Here is a 16,879-nt window from a genome sequence, read left to right on the forward strand (position 1 = left end):
GGGCGGGGCTGGGCGGGGGTCAGTGGACGGATACGCCGTCCGAGGCCGCTTGGGCTGCGGTGGTGCGGTGGGCGTGGTCGTCGGCCAGGAGCAGGTAGCCGGCGGCGGTCCAGGTGTAGGCGCGGTCGCGCAGTCCTTGGCCGGTGCGGGCGTCGAAGTTCTCGGCGAAGCCGGAGTGTTCGCACAGGCGGCGGAAGCGCGTGCTGACGGTGTCGGCGAGGTCGGTGTGGCCGGCCCGTCGCAAGCCGTCCTCGATCAGGACGGTGGAGGGGGCCCAGATGGGGCCGCGCCAGTAGCCGTCCGGTTCGTAGTGGGGGGAGTCGGGGTGTTCGGTGGCCAGTCCGTGCTCGGTGAGGTGGGCGGCGATCCCGTCGGCGAGAGTGGCGCTGACGTCCGCAGGAAGGTGCTCGCCCAGGACGATCGGCATCAGATCGAGCAGGCTGCGGCTGTGGGAGGTGGCGCCGGTGTGCGGTGAGCGGGCCAGGAACCGCCGGCCGTCCCACAGTTCGGTGAGCAGGGCGTCCAGCACGGTGTCGGCGGTGGTGGTGGACTCGGCGGCGTCGGCGGTGTGGCCGAGTTCCCCGGCCAGAGCGGCGAGTTCCTTGAGCTGCAGGACCAGGAACGCGGCCAGGTCGGGGGTGGTGAGTACGCGGTGCTGGTCGAAGGTGCTGGCGTTGTCCCAGCCGCTGTCGTTGCCGTGCTGGTAGTAGGGCAGGACCTGGCCGGGGGCGCGTCGGGCGTCCAGCCAGAACCGGGTCCAGCGCTTGAGGTGCTGGTAGGCCGTCTCCAGTTGCTCGTGGTCGAGTGGGCGGGGCAGGCGCCGGCGCAGGCGGTGCAGGGCCCAGCCGTGGATCGGGGGCTTGACGAAGTTGTAGAGGACCTCCGAGTGGGTGACGGAGTCGGGCAGTGCTCCGGTCTCGTCCTGGTGGTCGAACGGCAGTCGGAACTGGTCCCAGGCGAGGTCGGGGGCTGAGGGAGCCAGGGCCAGGGCGTTGAAGCAGTGGTCCCAGCTCCAGATCTTGTCCATCCAGTGCTTGGACATCAGCACTCCGGGGCGGGTCACGAAGCCCTCGGGGCGGACGGTGGCCGACCACAGCACATAGGCGGCCAGGTCGGCGGCGGGCGCGTCGGCGGCCGGCGGGGTGGACAGGCCTGCGGCGAAGTCGTCGAAGGCCTGCCGGGCCCGGTCGGCGGTGGTGGTGAAGTCGAGCGACGGGGCGTACGGGCGGCGGGCGCTGTCCAGTTCCTCCAGTACCGCCTCCCACTGGGTGTCGCCGTGGAGGGTCAGGCTGCGCTCCGTCTCGGCCAGGCCCTCGGCGCCGGTGATGTCGCGTGCGGTGCCGCTCAGGACGGTGACGCGGTAGCGGCGTCCGGTCTCGTAGGAGCTGAACTGGTAGGAGCCGTCGGCGGGGTCGCGGTAGAAGTAGATGCCGGTGAACGGGGTGAGCCGACCTGCGGCGGGTGTGATCGTGAGGTCGAGTCCCCGCCCGCGCAGGCGCAGGGTGGTGGCGTCCGCGTAGACGATGTCGATGCGGCCCCGGTCGGCGGCGGCAGTGAGCATGCCGGGGGTCGGCTGCCAGTCCGCTTCGGCGTGCTCCCCGGTACCGGGCTCCAGCGGGAGCAGTCGCAGGACGGCGTGCATGCCGTTCTTGTGGGAGACCAGGTGCAGGTCGCGGGAGCGGGTGTGCAGGGCCGTGACCGGGGAGAGGCTGAACCAGGACCCGTAGTGGCTGAACGGTATGGAGGTGAGGTCGAAGGTCGGGCCGTGGGCGGAGTCGGTCAAGGCAGAGCTCACTTCGTGTGATGGGGCGTTGGCAGCGGTGCGAAGGTATGGCCGCTAGTCCTTGACCGCGCCGGTGGCGACGCCTGCGGCGACGTAGCGCTGGGCGAGGACGAGGATCAGTGCGGCGGGGATCGAGGCCACCACGGCGGTGGCCATGATGGCGTTCCACTGCTGGTTGTTGTTGCCGATGTAGTGGTAGATGCCCAGGGTGATCGGCTGGTGGGCGCCGCCGTTGTCGAGAGTGCTGGCGAAGACGAAGTCGGACCAGGACCACAGGAACGCGAACAGCGACACCGTGACCACGGCGTTGCGGCTCATCGGCAGCACGATGGACCAGAAGGTGCGGATCGGTCCGGCGCCGTCGATCTGGGCGGCCTGCAGCAGTTCGCGGGGGATGCCGGACATGAAGGCGGTGAAGATGAGCACGGCGAAGGGGACGGCCAGGGTGGAGTCGGCGATGATCAGGCCGGGGACCGAGTCCAGGAAGCCGAGGCTGAGGTAGGTGGCGTAGAAGCCCATCGCCATGATGATGCCGGGGATCATCTGGGCCACCAGCATCAGGAAGCCGAGCAGGCCGCCGCCGCGCGGCCGCAGTTTGGCCAGCGCGTAGCCGGCCGGTGCCGCCAGGGCCACCGTCAGGACGACGCTGCCCAGCCCGATGACCAGGCTGGTGCCCAGGTAGGGGAGTTGCTGGTGCAGGACCAGCCGGTAGCCCTCCAGGGTGCCGTGCACCGGCACCAGGTCGGGGGTGGACTTGCGCATGTTCTGGTCGCGGGTCAGCGAGACGTTGACCATCCAGTAGACCGGGAACAGCATGACCGCGGTGAACAGCACGCCCAGCGCCGTCTTGCTCCAGGTGCGGTTGCGCGCTGCGGTGCGCGTACGCGGTGCGGTGTGGGTGCTCATGAGCCGGCCTGCTTCTTCTGGGCGCGGATGTAGACGAGTCCGAAGGCCAGGGCGATCAGGACCAGGAGGTTGCCGACGGCGGCGCCGGGCCCGAACTGGGGCAGCAGGTTGCCGAAGCCGAGCTTGTAGGACCAGGTGGCGAAGGTGGTGGAGGAGTCGCTGGGGCCGCCCTTGGTCATGATCCAGATGATGTCGAAGACCTTGAGCGTGTAGACCAGCCCGAGCAGCAGGGTGATCGCCGAGACGGGGCGCAGCAGCGGGAAGGTGATGTGCCGGAACCGCTGCCAGGCGTTGGCGCCGTCCAGCGCTGCCGCCTCGTAGAGGGTGTCGGGGATCGATTGCAGTCCGCTGTACAGGACGACCAGGTTGAACGGCACGCCGATCCAGATGTTGGCGACGGTGACCGAGACCAGGGTCCAGGTGGGCGAGGTAAGCCAGTCGACCTGGCCGATCCCGACTGCGTGCAAGGCGGCGTTGACGACGCCGGAGTCGCTGTTGAGCATCCAGGACCAGGTGGACGCGGAGACGATCAGCGGCAGCAGCCACGGCACCAGGAACAGTGCCCGCAGGGTGCCGGACAGCGGGAAGTGCCGGGTGAAGAAGACGGCCAGGGCCAGTCCGATGGAGTACTGGAACAGCAGCGAGACGGCTGTGAAGATCACGGTGTGGAGCAGCGCCGGCCAGAAGGTGGGGTCGTGGACGACGGTGCTGTAGTTCTGCAGTCCGGTGAAGGGGGCGTCGCCCTGCACGAAGGAGCGCACGGTGTAGTTGCGCAGGGACAGGTCGACGTTGCGGTAGAGCGGATAGGCGTAGAAGGCGGCCAGGTAGAGCACTACCGGGGCCAGGAACCCCCAGGCGGCCCACTGCTGTGAGCGGGACTTGCGGGGTGGGCCCGCTGTGCGGGGGGTGCCCGGCGAGGGGGCGGTGGCGGCCGCCCCCCGCCGGGTCGGCCCGGACGAGGCCTCCGCCAGTTGTGAGCGTTCGTTCATCGGCGGTGTTGTCCTTTGTGGACCGGGCGGCCGCCGTGGAGTGCGGCGGCGCCTGGGCGTCGGTCTGCGTACTGGGGGTGTACGGGCTTACTTGGCGGCGGCCTGAGCGGCCGTCAGCGCGTCCTTGGGCGACTTGGATCCGGTCAGTGCCGCCTGCACCGCGCCCCACAACTGCTCGGAGATCTTGGGGTACTTGGTGCCCAGGTTGTCCGAGGTGCGGCCCTTGGCGGCCTGCACGGCCTGCACCCAGACCTTGAGGTCGGGGTCGGTGGAGGACTGGGTGTCCTGCCCGGCCTTGGTGGGTGCGATGTAGGACAGGGTGGTGTCGGTGGCCAGCAGGTTGGCCGAACTGGTCAGGCAGGACACGATCTTGTCGCTGGCGGAGTAGCGACCGGTGTCCTTCTGGACCGGGACGGTGACGAACTCGCCGCCTGTGGGTGCCGGGGCGGTGCCGCCGTTCTGGGCCGGGACGGCCATGATGCCGTAGTCGAAGCCGGCCTTCTTGGCGTTGGCCAACTGCCAGGTGCCGTTCTCGGAGAAGGCGTACTGGCCGGTGGCGAACTCCTGCCAGCTGGTGGTCTGGGTGTTGTTGAGGACCGAGTTGGGCGCATAGCCGTCCTTGAGCCAGTCCTTCCACAGAGTCACCGCGGACACGGCCTGGTCCGAGGTCAGGTCGGTCAGCTGGGCGCCGGATCCCCAGTACCAGGGCAGGAACTGGAAGCTGCCCTCCTCGGTACCGATCGCGGAGAAGGTGATGCCCTTCTTGCCCGCGGCCTTGACCTTGGCCAGCGCCGCGGTCAGCGAGGCCCAGTCCTTGACCGACGCGGGGTCCACCCCGGCCGCCTTGAGGACGCTCTTGTTGTAGTACAGCGCCAGGGTGTTGGCGCCGATCGGTGTCCCGTAGGTCTTGCCGCCGCTCTGGCCGGCGGCCAGCAGGTTCGGCTCCACCTGAGAGGTGTCGACCTTGTTCTCCTCGGTGCTGGTCAGCACACCGGCGTCGGCCAGGGTGGAGACCACCGGGTTGTCGACGATCAGAACGTCCGGGGAGTTGCCCTGCTGGGCGGCCAGCAGTTCCTTGTTGGTCAGGTCGGTGGTGTCGAAGGCGGTGCGCTTGATCTTCACACCGGCGCTGGTGCCGCAGCTGTCCAGCAGCTTCTCCCAGGCCGAGCCGGCCGCGAACTGCGGGTAGGGGTCCCAGATCGTGTAGGTGCCCTGGGCCGAGGAGCCGGAGGAGCCGGACGAACCGGAGGAGGACGCCGACGAGCCGCAGGCGGCGACGCCGGTGAGGACGACCGCGACGGCGGCGGAGCCGAGGGCGATTCTGCGGGGCGTGGATCTGTTCATGGCGCGTTGTCCCTTTTCCGGCCTGCGTCGTCGCAGGGGCAGAGGATGCGAGCTGTCGTGCTCATGGATGCGTTGCGCGGAGATGTCGAACCGGTTGCGCGAACCGGTTCGACAGGGAACCTAAGGCGGCAGCGAGATCGAGTCAAGAGTTTCGACAGATGTAGTCGAACCGGTTCGCGTACCGTAGGATGACCGCCATGTCGGGGCCACAAGGGAGCGGTATGAACATCGGCGAGATCGCCCGGCGCGCAGGCGTCTCACGCAGCACGGTGTCCTACGCCCTCAGCGGCAAGCGGCAGGTCTCCGACGCGACCCGCCGCCGCATCCAGGACGTCATCGACGAACTCGGCTACCGCCCCAACGCCTCCGCCCGGGCTCTGGCCGAGGGCCGCACCCGCACCATCGGCCTGGTCATCCCCCCGGCCAGCAAACGGCTCACCCATATGCAGCTGGACTTCGTCGGCAGCGTGGTGGAGGCCGCCGCCCAGGTCGACCTGGACGTACTGCTGTCGCCCTCGGGCGGGGACCACGACCGCAGCTTCGAGCGCCTGGTCTCCGAGAGCCGGGTCGACGGGGTCCTGCTGATGGAGATCCGCATCGAGGACGCCCGCGTCGACCGCCTGCGCGACGCCCGGATGCCCTTCGTCGGCATCGGCCACCCCGCGAACGACCCGCAGATGTGCTGGGTCGACATCGACTACGCCGGCCTGATCGGCCACTGCGTGCGCCACCTCGCCGACCTGGGCCACCGCAGTATCGCGCTGCTCAACCGCTCGCCCGAACTGGTCGCCACCGGCTACGGACCAAGCCACCGCGCCCGAGCCGGCTTCGTCCGCGCCGTCGAGGAGCACGGGCTCAAGGGCGTGGAACTCCTCTGCGGCGACGACGCCCGCTCCGGCCAGGAGTGCATCGCCGAACTCCTCGCGAACGACCCCGGCATCACCGCGCTGGCCACCGTGAACGAGGCGGCCCTGCCCGGCGTCCAACGCGCCCTCGACCAGGCCGGCCGCAGCGTCCCGCGCGACTTCTCCATCACCGGCATCGTCGCCAGCCACTGGGCCGAGGACTTCCGCCCGGCCCTCACCGCAGCCGACGTGCCCACCGCCGACATGGCCACCCAGGCCATGTCCCTGCTGGTCGAACGCATCAGCGACCCCACCGCGCCCGCACAGCACCTGCTGATGAGCCCGCCCATCACCCTGCGCCACAGCACCGCCGCCGCACCCGTCCCGCACCGCGAACCCTGACGGCTTGCCGCCCGCAGCGGTCGCCTCGGGGGCGGCGGAGCCGTCCGCAGGGGCGCGGTGACCGACCGCGACGGGCCGGCTGCGGCCTTCCGTCCGCGGCTCACCTTGGACCTGCCCACTCCGGCGTTCGCCACCGCCCCCTGCCGCCTACCGGGGCAGCCCCGCGTCAGGTGGTGATGATGCCCGGGTCGGACAGGCCCGGGGTGCCGGTCTCGACGTGGCCGGCGAGGCGGCGGACGAAGTCGGCCTGGCCGGTCATCGTGACGCTGACGTCGTACCAGTTGCGGCAGCCGCCGAGGTCCAGGGTGCGGGTCACGGTGGCGCCCTTGGCCACGGTGACGGTCAGCGGGGAGCCGCTGTAGGCGTTGGAGATGGTGAGCACGGCGCTCGTGCTGCCCGCGTTGGTCAAGGTCAGGTCCAGGTTGCCGGTGGTCGTGTTGTGACGGGCCGTCACCTCGGGACCGGCCGTCCTGCCGGGGTGGCGGAAGCGGCGCAGGAAGCCGTTGGGACCGTGGACCGTCAGGTCGGTGACGTTCTTGGAGTAGGCGGTGTTCCAGGTGTCCGCGACGGTCTTGCCGGCTTCGGCGGTGTAGGTCCACGGGCCGTCGGTGCGGTTGGCGCCGACCACCAGGAACTGTGCTCCGGCGGTGGCGCCCGCGCTGAAGGTGAGCTTGAAGGTGCCGGCGCTGGTGTTGGCCGATCCGTCCACGTAGGGCGCGTAGCGCAGCGGGCGGGTGGGCCTGGCGCCGGGCTCCTGTTTGGGCAGGCTGCCGGTAGCGGGCGGGGTGGGCACGTAGTCGGCGTGGCGGTTGTGGTCCGGCGGCAGGTATGCCGTCGTCGAGGGCAGTGCAGGCGCGGTGGCGTCGGTGGCGGTGAAGTCGAACGCGGAGGTGAGGTCGCCGCAGATGGCGCGGCGCCAGGGGGAGATGTGCGGTTCCTGGACGCCGAAGCGCTGCTCCATGAAGCGGATCACCGAGGTGTGGTCGAAGGTCTCCGAGCAGGTGTAGCCGCCGGTGCTCCAGGGCGAGACGACCAGCATCGGCACCCGGGGGCCCAGTCCGTAGGGCCCGGCGCCGTAGCTCGCGTTGCCGGCGAAGTAGTCGGCGGAGGTGGGGACGGTGGACAGGCCCTGGGCGGCGCCGGAGGGCGGGAACGGCGGCACGACGTGGTCGAAGAAGCCGTCGTTCTCGTCGTAGGTGATGAACAGCGCGGTCCTGGCCCAGACGTCGGAGTTGGAGGTGAGCGCGTCCAGGGCCTGGGAGATGTACCAGGCGCCGTAGTTGGCGGGCCAGTTGGGGTGCTCGGTGTAGGCCTCGGGGGCGACGATCCAGGAGACCTGGGGCAGGGTGCCGGCCTTGACGTCGGCCGTGAGCTGGTCGAACAGGCCGTCGCCGGCGGCGGCGTTCGTGCCGGTGCGGGCCTTGTCGTAGAGCGGGTCGCCGGGCTGGGCGTTGCGGTAGTTGTCGAAGTACAGCAGCGAGTTGTCTCCGTAGGTACCGCGGTAGGCGTCGCTGATCCAGCCCCAGGAGCCGGCGGCGTCCAGGCCGTCGCCGATGTCCTGGTAGACCTTCCAGGGGACGCCGGCCTGCTGCAGCCGCTCGGGGTAGGTGGTCCAGCTGTAGCCGGCCTCCTGGTTGCCGAGGACCGGGCCGCCGCCGGTGCCGTCGTTGCCGGTGTAGCCGGTCCACAGGTAGTAGCGGTTGGGGTCGGTGGAGGACATCAGCGAGCAGTGGTAGGCGTCGCACACGGTGAAGGCGTCCGCCAGCGCGTAGTGGAAGGGGATGTCCTGGCGGGTCAGGTAGGCCATGGTGGTGGGGGACTTGGCCGGGACCCACTTGTCGTACTTGCCGTTGTCGAAGGCCTGGTGGGTGCCGGCCCAGTCGTGGTTGAGGTCCTGCACGAACTGCAGGCCCAGGTTGTCGACCTGGGGCCGGAACGGCAGCACCTCCTTGTTGCCGCTGGTGGTCTGGTGCCACACCGACTTGCCGCTGGGCAGGGTGACCGGCCGCGGGTCGCCGAAGCCCCGGACGCCCTTCATCGAGCCGAAGTAGTGGTCGAAGGAGCGGTTCTCCTGCATGAGGACCACGATGTGCTGGACGTCCTGGATCGTGCCGGTGGTGCCCTGCGGTGCGATGGCGGCGGCGCGTGCGACGCTCTGCGACAGCGCGGTGAACGCCACGGTGGCGCCGGAGAGTTGGAGAAAACGGCGGCGGTTCAAGTCAGGCATCAGCAACCTCGTTCGTGGGGGTTGTCGGGTCGCGATCAAGGACAACTTGTCCGGACAGCTTCTCGTTGGCTATTCCATGGCGGCTTGACGTACGCGGGGCGAATTGCAGTCCGCTGCCGTACACCTGGAAGGACCGGAGCGAGTGGCCGTGGCCGGTGGCACGCGCGGTGGCGTTCACGCCGGTCGGGCTGTCGTTGCAGCGCCAGGTGGTGTCGGGCCGGCGGTCGGGATGGTCCGGGGCAGGGGTGCCGCGCGTGTCGGCGTCGTCATGCCGAGTAGCCCACAGGCTGCCGCGAGAACCACGGCCTGTCTCCGACCAAAGCGTGCCGAGCGTGTCCTGCCTGGTCTCTCGCGCACTCTTTCCGCCCTGTCTTGTCATGCATCAGTCGCATTGGGATTAGTTGCACTAGGATCCAAACTAATTAACCCAGCGTCAAGACCGCGGAGGGAATCAGCCCCCTGTTTCGCGAGGCGTGGCTCCCGCAGTTCCCGACGCGGGCTCGGCGATCGGTGCTGGGAGCCGGGAATGTGTCACGGCGGCGGGTGCGGTGAGGCGGGAGGCTCGGCTCTGACGTCCTGTCACTCGTTCGGCTTTCCGGTCGGGGTCCGGTCGGCTGATGGGTCATCATGCTCTGACCTGCTGGTTCGTCAGATCTCCGGTCGGCCGATCCTGATCTCCGTGGCGCGCGGGAGGATGTCGGCGTGCGGAGGGGGAAAGGTCGGGTTTGTCTGGGTTCATGAGCCCGGGGTCGGCTGCGGTGCATCGGCACCGCGTCCTGGGCTGCCGGAGGAAAGTCCCTTATGCGTCCGATGTCGACTGTTCTTGGTACGGCTGTGCTCGGTGCCACCCTCGCGTTGTCCGTCCCGGCCGCGCACGCCGCGCCCGCCGATACCAGCGCCGCCTGCTCCAAGGCCACCACGGCCGCCAACAAGGCCGAGGCCGCCTTCGACGCCGCGCTGGCGTCCTTCAAGGCGCAGGTCAAGGCGGGCGGCCACCCGGGCGCCGCGGAGCAGCAGAACCTGGCCACCCTGCAGAACGACGCGAACCTGGCGACCTCGGACGCGGTGCGGGTGTGCCGGGCGACCAAGTCGCCGGTCGGCACGGTGCACACCGGAGTGGGCAGCACCAGCAACGGCACTGCCACCCGTGACCTGGCGCTGGGCGGCGGCCTGATCGCCGCGGTCGCGCTGGGGGCGGTGGCCCTGCGTCGCCGCAACAACGCCGGCGACCAGGCCTGACGACAGGCCGATGCCGGCACCCGGTGCCCGCCCGTACGGCAGCGGCTCCACCCGGGGCGAACGGCAGCCGTACTGGCGGGCACCGGGCCGCGACCCGCACCGGCCCCGGCCACGATCCGGCCGGCCCATCACCTGAAGGAACCCGCTGATGGAGCGCCCTGACACCCGCCGTTCACCGCGCCTGCGCAACAGGGTGTCGGCCGTCGCCGCGATCGCGGCGCTGTGCGCCGGCGGACTGCTGATCAGCAAGGGGCTGAGCCAGCCCGGGCCCCCGCCCCAGCCCACGGCCGCCCAGGGATTCACCGCGACCGACGCAGCGCCCAGCTACCCGAGCAGCGTCGCGCGGGTGCCTTCCAGGGCACCGGCCCCGCCGGCACCGATGTCTCCCGCAGTACCGGTGCGGGTGCGGATCCCGGCCATCGCCGTCAGCGCCCCGATCACCGCCCTGGCCCTGCTGCCCAGCGGCCATCTGGCCGCGCCGACGGACAGCAACCGGAACCTGGCCGGCTGGTACGCGGCCGGCACGGCGCCCGGAGCCGTCGGCACCGCGATCGTCGCAGGCCATGTCGACACCCAGGCCGGACCGGCGGTCTTCTACAACCTGGGCGCGCTGAGGAAGGGCACGGCCGTGGACGTGGACCGCGCGGACCACACCACCGCCGTGTTCACGGTGGACGCCGTCGAGGCCTACGCCGCAAGCGACTTCCCCAGCAACAAGGTCTACGGCAACGTGAACCGCCCCGAACTGCGCCTGATCACCTGCGGCGCCGGCTTCTCCAAATCCCGCCAGGAGTACCTGGGCAACGTGGTGGTCTTCGCCCACCTGACGTCGAAGGCGCACACCCGCCATTGAGGGCGCGGACAGCTGGGAGGTTATCGCCGCCGGGCCGCGGCCGGCGTCCAGTGGATCGCCAGGCCGAGTTCGTACGCGCCACCGCGGGCGGTCAGCCCGTCGGTGGGGTCCCACCAGGTGAGCCCGGGGGAGGTTGTCCCCGGAAAGCGCTGTTCGGCATCACTCCCTGGGCAGTACGCGGGGGAGTCCGAAGTGGTCGAGCAATCCCGCCTCTCCGAACCGGGTGAGCGCGCACACCTGATCGCCGTCGAGGGCGAGCGCGAGGAGTCCCACGGCCCGCCAGATCGGGCACACGGGGTCGGCGGCGTAGTAGACGAGTGCCGGCTGGCCGTTCGCCCGGGTCCGGACGACCTTGATCTCCTGTCCCCAGAACGGCAGGCTCCGGAGGAACCGGGTGATCGCCGGCGGTCCGTGGAACTCGGCGGGCTCCGGCGGCATGGTGAGCCGGGCGTCGTCGGTCAGGACCGCCACAAGCTTGTCGACGTCGAAGTGTTCGAGGGCATCCACGAAGCGCTCGACGACGGCGGTCTCGGCCGGCGAGTTCGGCAGCGGGACGTCATGGAGGTCGCGCTGGGGGCGCTGGCCGGCGCGGGCGCGGATGATCGCGCTGTTGACCGCGGTGGGAGTCGTGTCCAGGATGTCGGCGGTCTCGGCGGCGGAGAAACCGAGCACGTCACGCAGCATCAGTACGGCGCGCTGCTGGGGCGGCAGATGCTGCAGGCCGGCCACGAACGACAGCGCGATCGACTCCCGGGTGTCGTACCGGGCTTCCGGGCCGGGGGCCGGGTCCGCGAGCAGCGTGTCCGGGAAGGGCTCGAGCCACCAGGGCTCGGGGGACGTCGATGTCGCGGTCCGGCCCATGAACTGGTCGGGCCGGGCAGCGGGCAGCTCGGCGGCCTGCGGTAGGCGCGACGCGCCCCTCAGATAGTTCAGGCAGCGGTTGGTGGCGATCCGGTAGAGCCAGGCCCGGAGTGCCCGGCCGTCGAACCGGCCGAGCGCGCCCCACGCGGCCAGGAGCGCCTCCTGCAGCACGTCTTCGGCGTCGTGGAACGAGCCGAGGATCCGGTAGCAGTGCGCCAGCAGCTCGGCCCGGTAAGGGGCGACGAGTTCGCGGAAGGCGTCGCCGTCGCCGGCCCGGGCGAGGGCGAGGGTCGCTTCGGCGGTCTCGGTCATGGCTGGACTGTCCTTTCATCGAGCCAGCTGGAACAGGCCAGCTCACCAATGGGCCTACTGCTGATGCAACACCGACGGCGGCCCGGATTCATCGGCGATCCGGCGGCGATTTCTCCGCGGCGGCGGGGCTTCAACCCGTGAGGACCGGAACACCGACCGACGGAGGCACCCATGGCCGCGCAGGACCAACTACCAGCAGTGGGGACCAGCACCACGGACCACACGGTGACAGGGCGATGGCGGGCCTTCGCCCTGCTGGCCGTCGCCGCGTTCATGACGACGGTCGACCTGACCATCGTCAACGTCGCGCTGCCGACCATCGGCACCAAACTCCACTTCGCGGAGTCCAACCTGCAGTGGCTGGTCACCGCCTACGCTCTCACCTTCGGCGGGTTCATGCTGCTCGGTGGACGGGCGGCGGACCTGCTCGGCCGGCGTCGGCTGTTCATGAGCGGGACGGCGCTGTTCGCAGCGGCCTCCCTGTCCTGCGCCCTGGCCACGGACCAGACCTTCCTGATCGTCATGCGGGGCGCCCAGGGCATGGGTGCGGCGATGCTGCTGCCGGCGGCGCTCTCCATCGTGACGACCATGTTCAGCGAGGGCGCCGAGCGCAACAAGGCGCTCGGACTGTGGGGCGCCATCGGAGCCGGCGGCGCCACGGTCGGCCTGATGGCCGGCGGCGTGCTCACCCGGTACGCCGGCTGGCAGTACATCTTCTACCTGAACGTCGCGGTCGCCGCGGTGGTCCTGTCGCTCACGCGCAGGATGGTGCCCGAGAGCCGGCTCGCCGGAGCCCGGCGCCGGTACGACCCGCTGGGCGCGCTCACCGTGACCGCCGGCCTGGTCATCCTGGTCGACGCCATCTCGCAGGCGCCCACCGACGGCTGGACCGCCACCCGGACGCTGGGGCTGCTGGCGGCCTCGGCGGTCCTGCTGATCGCCTTCCTGGTCATCGAGGCCCGGAACGAGGCGCCGCTGCTGCCGCTGCGGCTGTTCCGGCTCAGGACACTGGCCGGTTCCAATGCCGTCGGGTTCCTGCTCGGGGCGAGCTTCTACAGCTTCATCTTCGTCGGCACGCTCTACATGCAGCAGGTGCTCGGGTACTCCGCGCTGCAGACGGGCGTCGCATGGCTGGCGACGTCGGTCACCGGGATCGTGCTCGCCGGGCCGGCGCAGATCCTGGTCACCCGGGCGTCCGCGAAGCTGGTCATGGCTATCGGGATGGCGATGGTCGGGGCCGGGATCCTGTGGGCGGCGCAGGCGCCGACGGACGGGAGCTTCCGGGGCAACCTGGCCGGCCCGTTCTTCGTGACCGGCGCGGTCACCTGGGCCTTCATTCCGGTGTCGATCGGGGCACTGGCCGGGGTCACCGACCGGGACGCCGGAGTGGCGTCCGGGCTCATCGACACCTCGCAGCAGCTCGGCGGGGCGATCGGCATCGCGGTCGCCTCCACGGTGGCGGCTGCGCGGTCGCGGTTCCTGATGGGGCATGGCCACAATCTCAGTGCGGCGGCCGCACTGACCGACGGGTTCCACCGGGCCCTGTGGGTCAGCGGGCTGATCGCCTTGGCCGCCGTCCCGGTCGCGTTCCTGCTGGTCCGGCGCACCGAACTCAGCCAGGCCGCAGCGACGGCGTTGAACCAGGAGCCCAAGTCGAATCGGGAGCCCCAGGCGCAGGTCGCCGCTGACTGATCGTCATTCCCGGCCCGGTGGCAGCCCGTCCGATGTCCTCATCCGTCGTCGGAGGCGCTGGCGAACCAGGTCCCGGAGGTCCTGCTGACCGTTCAGGACGACGGGGGGATAAGTTGGTCACCACGGACGAGATCCGAGAGGTGCTGCGTCGGATCCGGGCGGATCCGACGCACGCCGGATCCTCATCGGAGGCGACTTGAAGGATCAAGGGGCGGGAAGAGCCTTCTACCTCAGCTACTGGCACCCCAGCACCTGCACGGAGATCGGTCGACCCGTGGCCGGCGTCGACGAGGTGGTGACACTGGCGGACCAGGCCGCGGAGCTCTACCTCGCGGAAGGCGGGGATCGGCTGGCAGGCATGGCACTCTCACACGGGGCGGACGTGCCTGAGAACTCGCTCAACCTCTTTGTCGGTCCAGCACGCTGGGCGATCGCTCACTACGCCGACTTCTCCCAGACCGTCACTCGGGACCCGCACCGTGCGGACCGGACGTGGCAGACCGTCCAGCTCGACGAACCGCTTGAGATCCCGAGCAACTGCTTCATCGATCGCGCCCTCGCGATCGCCACGGTGTCGCTGTGGATGGCCGAGGACGTACTGCTGGAGGCGGCGGGCTTCTCGGACGACCTGTTCAACCCGTAGCCCCACGACTTGTGACGGCAGCTCCGGCGGTCCGGGCACGCTCAAGGGTTCGCTGCCAGTCTCGGGCACCGGCGCAGCATCTCGCCCAGGACCGCCTCGGGCGGCACCGGCAAGGTGTTCACGGGCATGTTCGCCGGACCGAAGCCCAGCCGCGCGTTCATCGACGCGGTGCTGCGCACGAGCCTGGGTGCGCGGGCCAGGTAGCCCTGCGGATCGTGCAGCACCAGCTCGATGAACCGCTGCGAAGTGCTGCGCACCCGCTGCTCGCGGATCCGCACCGCGGCTATCTCGTCCCAGCCGAAGCGGCCCAGCGCCGCATGCTCCACTCCCGCGTCGTCCAGCACCAGCTCAGCCTTGCCGCCCAGCAGCCGACGGGCGATGAGCACCGTGCAGAAACCGAAGAACGCAACGGACAGTGCTCCCGCGGCGGTCATCTTCACCGTGCTGTGGACCACCAGGAACACGACACCCACGACAACGAAGAGCACAGACCCGGCCAGCATGGCCGACACACGTCCCTTCGCGAGCGCGTAGACCGTCGGAGGAAGCGAAACGCTGTTCTCGATCACAGGCCGAGACAATAGGACCTGACGGCCTGCCGGCGGAAGCCATCTGCCCGCGGAAGGGCCCCAGGTCGCACAAAATCCCGCCGCCGGTCCGCCTCTCGGAGCTGAGCCCCCGCAGGGGGCGTACGCGGTGCTACGTCGAGGTAGGCCGGTCTGGTGCACGGGTGGCCCGGAGGAACCGGGCGCCCCACTCCTGGACGTGCGCGGCGAACTCCGGTGGCCCCAGTACTTCGAACTCGGCGCCCACGTTGCCCAGTGCCTGGGTCGGCCAGTCGAGGGAGGTCGAAGTCATGGTGAGCCGGCAGCTGTCCGGGTCGAGCGGCTCGATCGTGCCCCACTGGCCGACCGCCGTCCGCACCCGTGCGGACGGCGCGTGGACGAGCACCTCGACCGTGTACGGAGCCGGGGCCCCGCTCGCTGTCCGGACGAAGGCCACGGCGTCCTCTGCCGGGAGCAGACGGGGCCGGAAGCGGGTGCCGGTCGCGGCCGGCCCGCTCAGCCGGTCGAGGCGGAAACTGCGCCAGTCCTGGCGGTCCAGGTCGTAGGCGACCAGGAACCAGCGCCCGCCGAGGGCAACGACTCGGTGCGGTTCGACCTCGCGCTCGGTGGGCGTGCCGCCCCTGGACGTGTAGCCGAACCGCAGCCGCTCCTCGTCCCGGCATGCCTGGGCGACCGCGGTGAGCACCCCTGCTGCGACGACCGGCCCGGACGCGGCAGCGGAGACGGTCATCGCGCGCAGGGCGTCCACCCTGGCCCTGAGCCGGGGCGGCAGGACCCGCACCACCTTGGTGAGTGCGCGCAGGGACGCATCCTCCATTCCCGCGATCCTGCTCTGTGCCGCGTCGCCGATCCCCACCGCGAGCGCCACCGCCTCCTCGTCGTCCAGCAGCAGCGGGGGCAGGACGGCGCCGGGCGCAAGCTGGTAGCCGCCGTCCGTGCCCCGGGCCGCGCTGACCGGGTAGCCGAGCTCGCGCAGCCGGTCGACGTCGCGGCGCAGGGTCCGCTCGGAGACTCCGAGCCGGTCGGCCAGTTCCAGGCCGGGCCAGTGGCGGTGGGTCTGCAGCAGGGACAGCAGTTTGAGGGTGCGTGAGCTGGTGTTCGCCATACCGGAATACTGTCTCGGCTTCCGGTCGGAAAGTGGCCGGAAGTGTCCCTAGGGTCGATCTCGAAGGCCGTACCGGACGATGTGAGGACCAAGGAAATGATCACCCGTGAGATCCAGCTCGCCGCGCAGATCAGCGGCGTCCCGACACTCGACCACTTCACCGTCGCCACGACCGAGGTGGATGGCGAGGTCCTGGTGCGGACCGACCAGGTGGGACTCGCCGCGACGTACCTGGAGCTGATGCGGGCCGACTGCACCCTCCCCGTGCCGGCCTGGCAGCCGGGCCGCCGGGTAGGGGTCGCCGCCATCGGCACGGTGGTTCGGTCCGACAGCCCCGAACTGGCGGTCGGCGACCTGGTCCAGTCGATGGCCGGTTGGAGCGAGTACTCGGCGGGTCCTTCCGCCGGGTACGTCAAGCTCGACCGCGGGCTCTTCCCCGACCCCGGCTACCACCTCGGCCAGGGGCCGACCGCCTACTACGGGATGGCCGATGTGGCGGCCGTCGGCCCGGGCGATGTGGTGTTCGTCTCGGGTGCGGCGGGCGGGGTCGGCTCGCTGGCCGGGCAGATCGCCAGGTGTCTCGGTGCGGCGCGGGTGATCGGCAGTGCCGGAAGCCCGGCGAAGGTCGACTACCTCGTCAACGAGCTCGGCTACAGCGCCGCGTTCGACTACCACGGCGGCTCCGTGGCCGACCGGCTGGGCGAACTCGCGCCCGAGGGCATCTCGGTGTTCTTCGACGTTGTGGGCGGCGAGCAGTACGACGCCGCGCTCCAAACGGCCCGGCCCGGGGCGCGGTTCGCCCTGTGCGGTTCACTGTCGAGCCAGCTCGGCGACGCGGCCGAGCGCTTCCCGAAGCCGGACCGCGCGGTGGCCGAGGCGCGGGGCATCGAGCTGCTGCCGTTCTCCTGCTACCACACGCCCGATCAGATCGCGGCCTGGATAAAGCACTTCAGCACGTGGCTGGGCGAGGGCCGCTTCAGCTACCCGCAGACGGTCGTCGAGGGCGGCGTGGAGGACGTGCCGCGGGCGTTCCTCGCGCTGCTCCAGGGTTCCTACCGAGGCAACGTCTCGGTGCGGCTGTCGTGACCGTCCTCTCCCAGTCACAGGTTCCG

The 16,879-nt window shown here is 70.6% G+C and carries 14 protein-coding genes; 6 read left to right on the plus strand and 8 right to left on the minus strand.

Features of this window, described 5'->3' with window-relative positions:
* Nucleotides 1–19: 19 nt before the first annotated feature.
* The 4 genes from TR46_RS34270 to TR46_RS34285 all read right to left on the minus strand — a co-directional run bounded on the left by TR46_RS34270 (nt 20) and on the right by TR46_RS34285 (nt 5,022).
* Nucleotides 20–1,783 carry an amylo-alpha-1,6-glucosidase gene (locus tag TR46_RS34270; RefSeq protein WP_042410092.1) on the minus strand — a complete coding sequence of 588 codons (1,764 nt, stop codon included), beginning with the start codon at nt 1,781–1,783 and terminating at the stop codon, nt 20–22.
* 54 nt (nt 1,784–1,837) lie between these two features.
* Nucleotides 1,838–2,689: a carbohydrate ABC transporter permease gene (locus TR46_RS34275; protein ID WP_042410094.1), complete on the minus strand. Its 852-nt coding sequence runs from the start codon at nt 2,687–2,689 to the stop codon at nt 1,838–1,840.
* A complete protein-coding gene (locus TR46_RS34280; protein ID WP_042410097.1) occupies nt 2,686–3,678 on the minus strand; it encodes a carbohydrate ABC transporter permease in 993 nt (330 codons plus the stop codon). Before TR46_RS34280 ends, TR46_RS34275 begins: the two co-directional genes overlap by 4 nt.
* Before the next feature lie 87 nt (nt 3,679–3,765).
* On the minus strand, nt 3,766–5,022 hold the full coding sequence (locus TR46_RS34285) for a sugar ABC transporter substrate-binding protein (protein ID WP_042410100.1): 1,257 nt from the start codon (nt 5,020–5,022) through the stop codon (nt 3,766–3,768).
* A gap of 221 nt (nt 5,023–5,243) precedes the next feature.
* On the opposite strand from TR46_RS34285, the gene TR46_RS34290 reads away from it, so the two are divergent.
* Complete coding sequence (locus TR46_RS34290; protein ID WP_042410102.1) at nt 5,244–6,269, plus strand: LacI family DNA-binding transcriptional regulator; 1,026 nt, start codon at nt 5,244–5,246, stop codon at nt 6,267–6,269.
* 166 nt (nt 6,270–6,435) lie between these two features.
* Here the strand turns inward: TR46_RS34290 and TR46_RS34295 are convergent, their stop codons facing one another.
* Entirely contained in the window at nt 6,436–8,496 is a 2,061-nt protein-coding gene (locus TR46_RS34295) for a phosphocholine-specific phospholipase C (RefSeq protein WP_042410104.1), read from the minus strand.
* Nucleotides 8,497–9,306: 810 nt separating this feature from the next.
* Between TR46_RS34295 and TR46_RS34300 the strand changes: the two genes are divergently transcribed.
* Both TR46_RS34300 and TR46_RS34305 read left to right on the plus strand, forming a co-directional pair.
* Nucleotides 9,307–9,735, plus strand: coding sequence for a GVDTG sorting domain-containing protein (locus TR46_RS34300; RefSeq protein WP_152626848.1), 429 nt, complete (start codon nt 9,307–9,309; stop codon nt 9,733–9,735).
* Between the two features lie 148 nt (nt 9,736–9,883).
* Entirely contained in the window at nt 9,884–10,588 is a 705-nt protein-coding gene (locus tag TR46_RS34305; RefSeq protein ID WP_152626849.1) for a class F sortase, read from the plus strand.
* A gap of 159 nt (nt 10,589–10,747) precedes the next feature.
* Here the strand turns inward: TR46_RS34305 and TR46_RS34310 are convergent, their stop codons facing one another.
* Nucleotides 10,748–11,761 carry an RNA polymerase subunit sigma-70 gene (locus TR46_RS34310; RefSeq protein WP_042410114.1) on the minus strand — a complete coding sequence of 338 codons (1,014 nt, stop codon included), beginning with the start codon at nt 11,759–11,761 and terminating at the stop codon, nt 10,748–10,750.
* Nucleotides 11,762–11,932: 171 nt separating this feature from the next.
* Between TR46_RS34310 and TR46_RS34315 the strand changes: the two genes are divergently transcribed.
* Both TR46_RS34315 and TR46_RS34320 read left to right on the plus strand, forming a co-directional pair.
* Nucleotides 11,933–13,453 carry an MFS transporter gene (locus TR46_RS34315; RefSeq protein ID WP_042410116.1) on the plus strand — a complete coding sequence of 507 codons (1,521 nt, stop codon included), beginning with the start codon at nt 11,933–11,935 and terminating at the stop codon, nt 13,451–13,453.
* Nucleotides 13,454–13,727: 274 nt separating this feature from the next.
* Complete coding sequence (locus TR46_RS34320) at nt 13,728–14,096, plus strand: hypothetical protein (RefSeq protein WP_042410117.1); 369 nt, start codon at nt 13,728–13,730, stop codon at nt 14,094–14,096.
* 41 nt (nt 14,097–14,137) lie between these two features.
* On the opposite strand, the gene TR46_RS34325 is transcribed toward TR46_RS34320, so the two are convergent.
* Together TR46_RS34325 and TR46_RS34330 are read right to left on the minus strand one after the other, a co-directional pair.
* Nucleotides 14,138–14,665, minus strand: a complete 528-nt coding sequence (locus tag TR46_RS34325; protein ID WP_236655649.1) for an STM3941 family protein — start codon at nt 14,663–14,665, stop codon at nt 14,138–14,140.
* 130 nt (nt 14,666–14,795) lie between these two features.
* Nucleotides 14,796–15,767, minus strand: coding sequence for a helix-turn-helix transcriptional regulator (locus tag TR46_RS34330; protein ID WP_042410121.1), 972 nt, complete (start codon nt 15,765–15,767; stop codon nt 14,796–14,798).
* A gap of 96 nt (nt 15,768–15,863) precedes the next feature.
* Between TR46_RS34330 and TR46_RS34335 the strand changes: the two genes are divergently transcribed.
* Entirely contained in the window at nt 15,864–16,853 is a 990-nt protein-coding gene (locus TR46_RS34335) for an MDR family NADP-dependent oxidoreductase (protein ID WP_042410122.1), read from the plus strand.
* Nucleotides 16,854–16,879 lie beyond the last annotated feature (26 nt).

The sequence above is a fragment of the Streptacidiphilus carbonis genome (assembly GCF_000787775.1).
Lineage (GTDB): Bacteria > Actinomycetota > Actinomycetes > Streptomycetales > Streptomycetaceae > Streptacidiphilus > Streptacidiphilus carbonis.

What these genes read in the sequence shown, in the direction of transcription:
- TR46_RS34275 (WP_042410094.1), bottom strand. Translation starts at nt 2,689, where the DNA reads ATGAGCACCCACACCGCACCGCGTACGCGCACCGCAGCGCGCAACCGC.
- TR46_RS34305 (WP_152626849.1), top strand. Translation starts at nt 9,884, where the DNA reads ATGGAGCGCCCTGACACCCGCCGTTCACCGCGCCTGCGCAACAGGGTG.
- TR46_RS34280 (WP_042410097.1), bottom strand. Translation starts at nt 3,678, where the DNA reads ATGAACGAACGCTCACAACTGGCGGAGGCCTCGTCCGGGCCGACCCGG.
- TR46_RS34315 (WP_042410116.1), top strand. Translation starts at nt 11,933, where the DNA reads ATGGCCGCGCAGGACCAACTACCAGCAGTGGGGACCAGCACCACGGAC.
- TR46_RS34285 (WP_042410100.1), bottom strand. Translation starts at nt 5,022, where the DNA reads ATGAACAGATCCACGCCCCGCAGAATCGCCCTCGGCTCCGCCGCCGTC.
- TR46_RS34330 (WP_042410121.1), bottom strand. Translation starts at nt 15,767, where the DNA reads ATGGCGAACACCAGCTCACGCACCCTCAAACTGCTGTCCCTGCTGCAG.
- TR46_RS34310 (WP_042410114.1), bottom strand. Translation starts at nt 11,761, where the DNA reads ATGACCGAGACCGCCGAAGCGACCCTCGCCCTCGCCCGGGCCGGCGAC.
- TR46_RS34290 (WP_042410102.1), top strand. Translation starts at nt 5,244, where the DNA reads ATGAACATCGGCGAGATCGCCCGGCGCGCAGGCGTCTCACGCAGCACG.
- TR46_RS34300 (WP_152626848.1), top strand. Translation starts at nt 9,307, where the DNA reads ATGTCGACTGTTCTTGGTACGGCTGTGCTCGGTGCCACCCTCGCGTTG.
- TR46_RS34295 (WP_042410104.1), bottom strand. Translation starts at nt 8,496, where the DNA reads ATGCCTGACTTGAACCGCCGCCGTTTTCTCCAACTCTCCGGCGCCACC.
- TR46_RS34335 (WP_042410122.1), top strand. Translation starts at nt 15,864, where the DNA reads ATGATCACCCGTGAGATCCAGCTCGCCGCGCAGATCAGCGGCGTCCCG.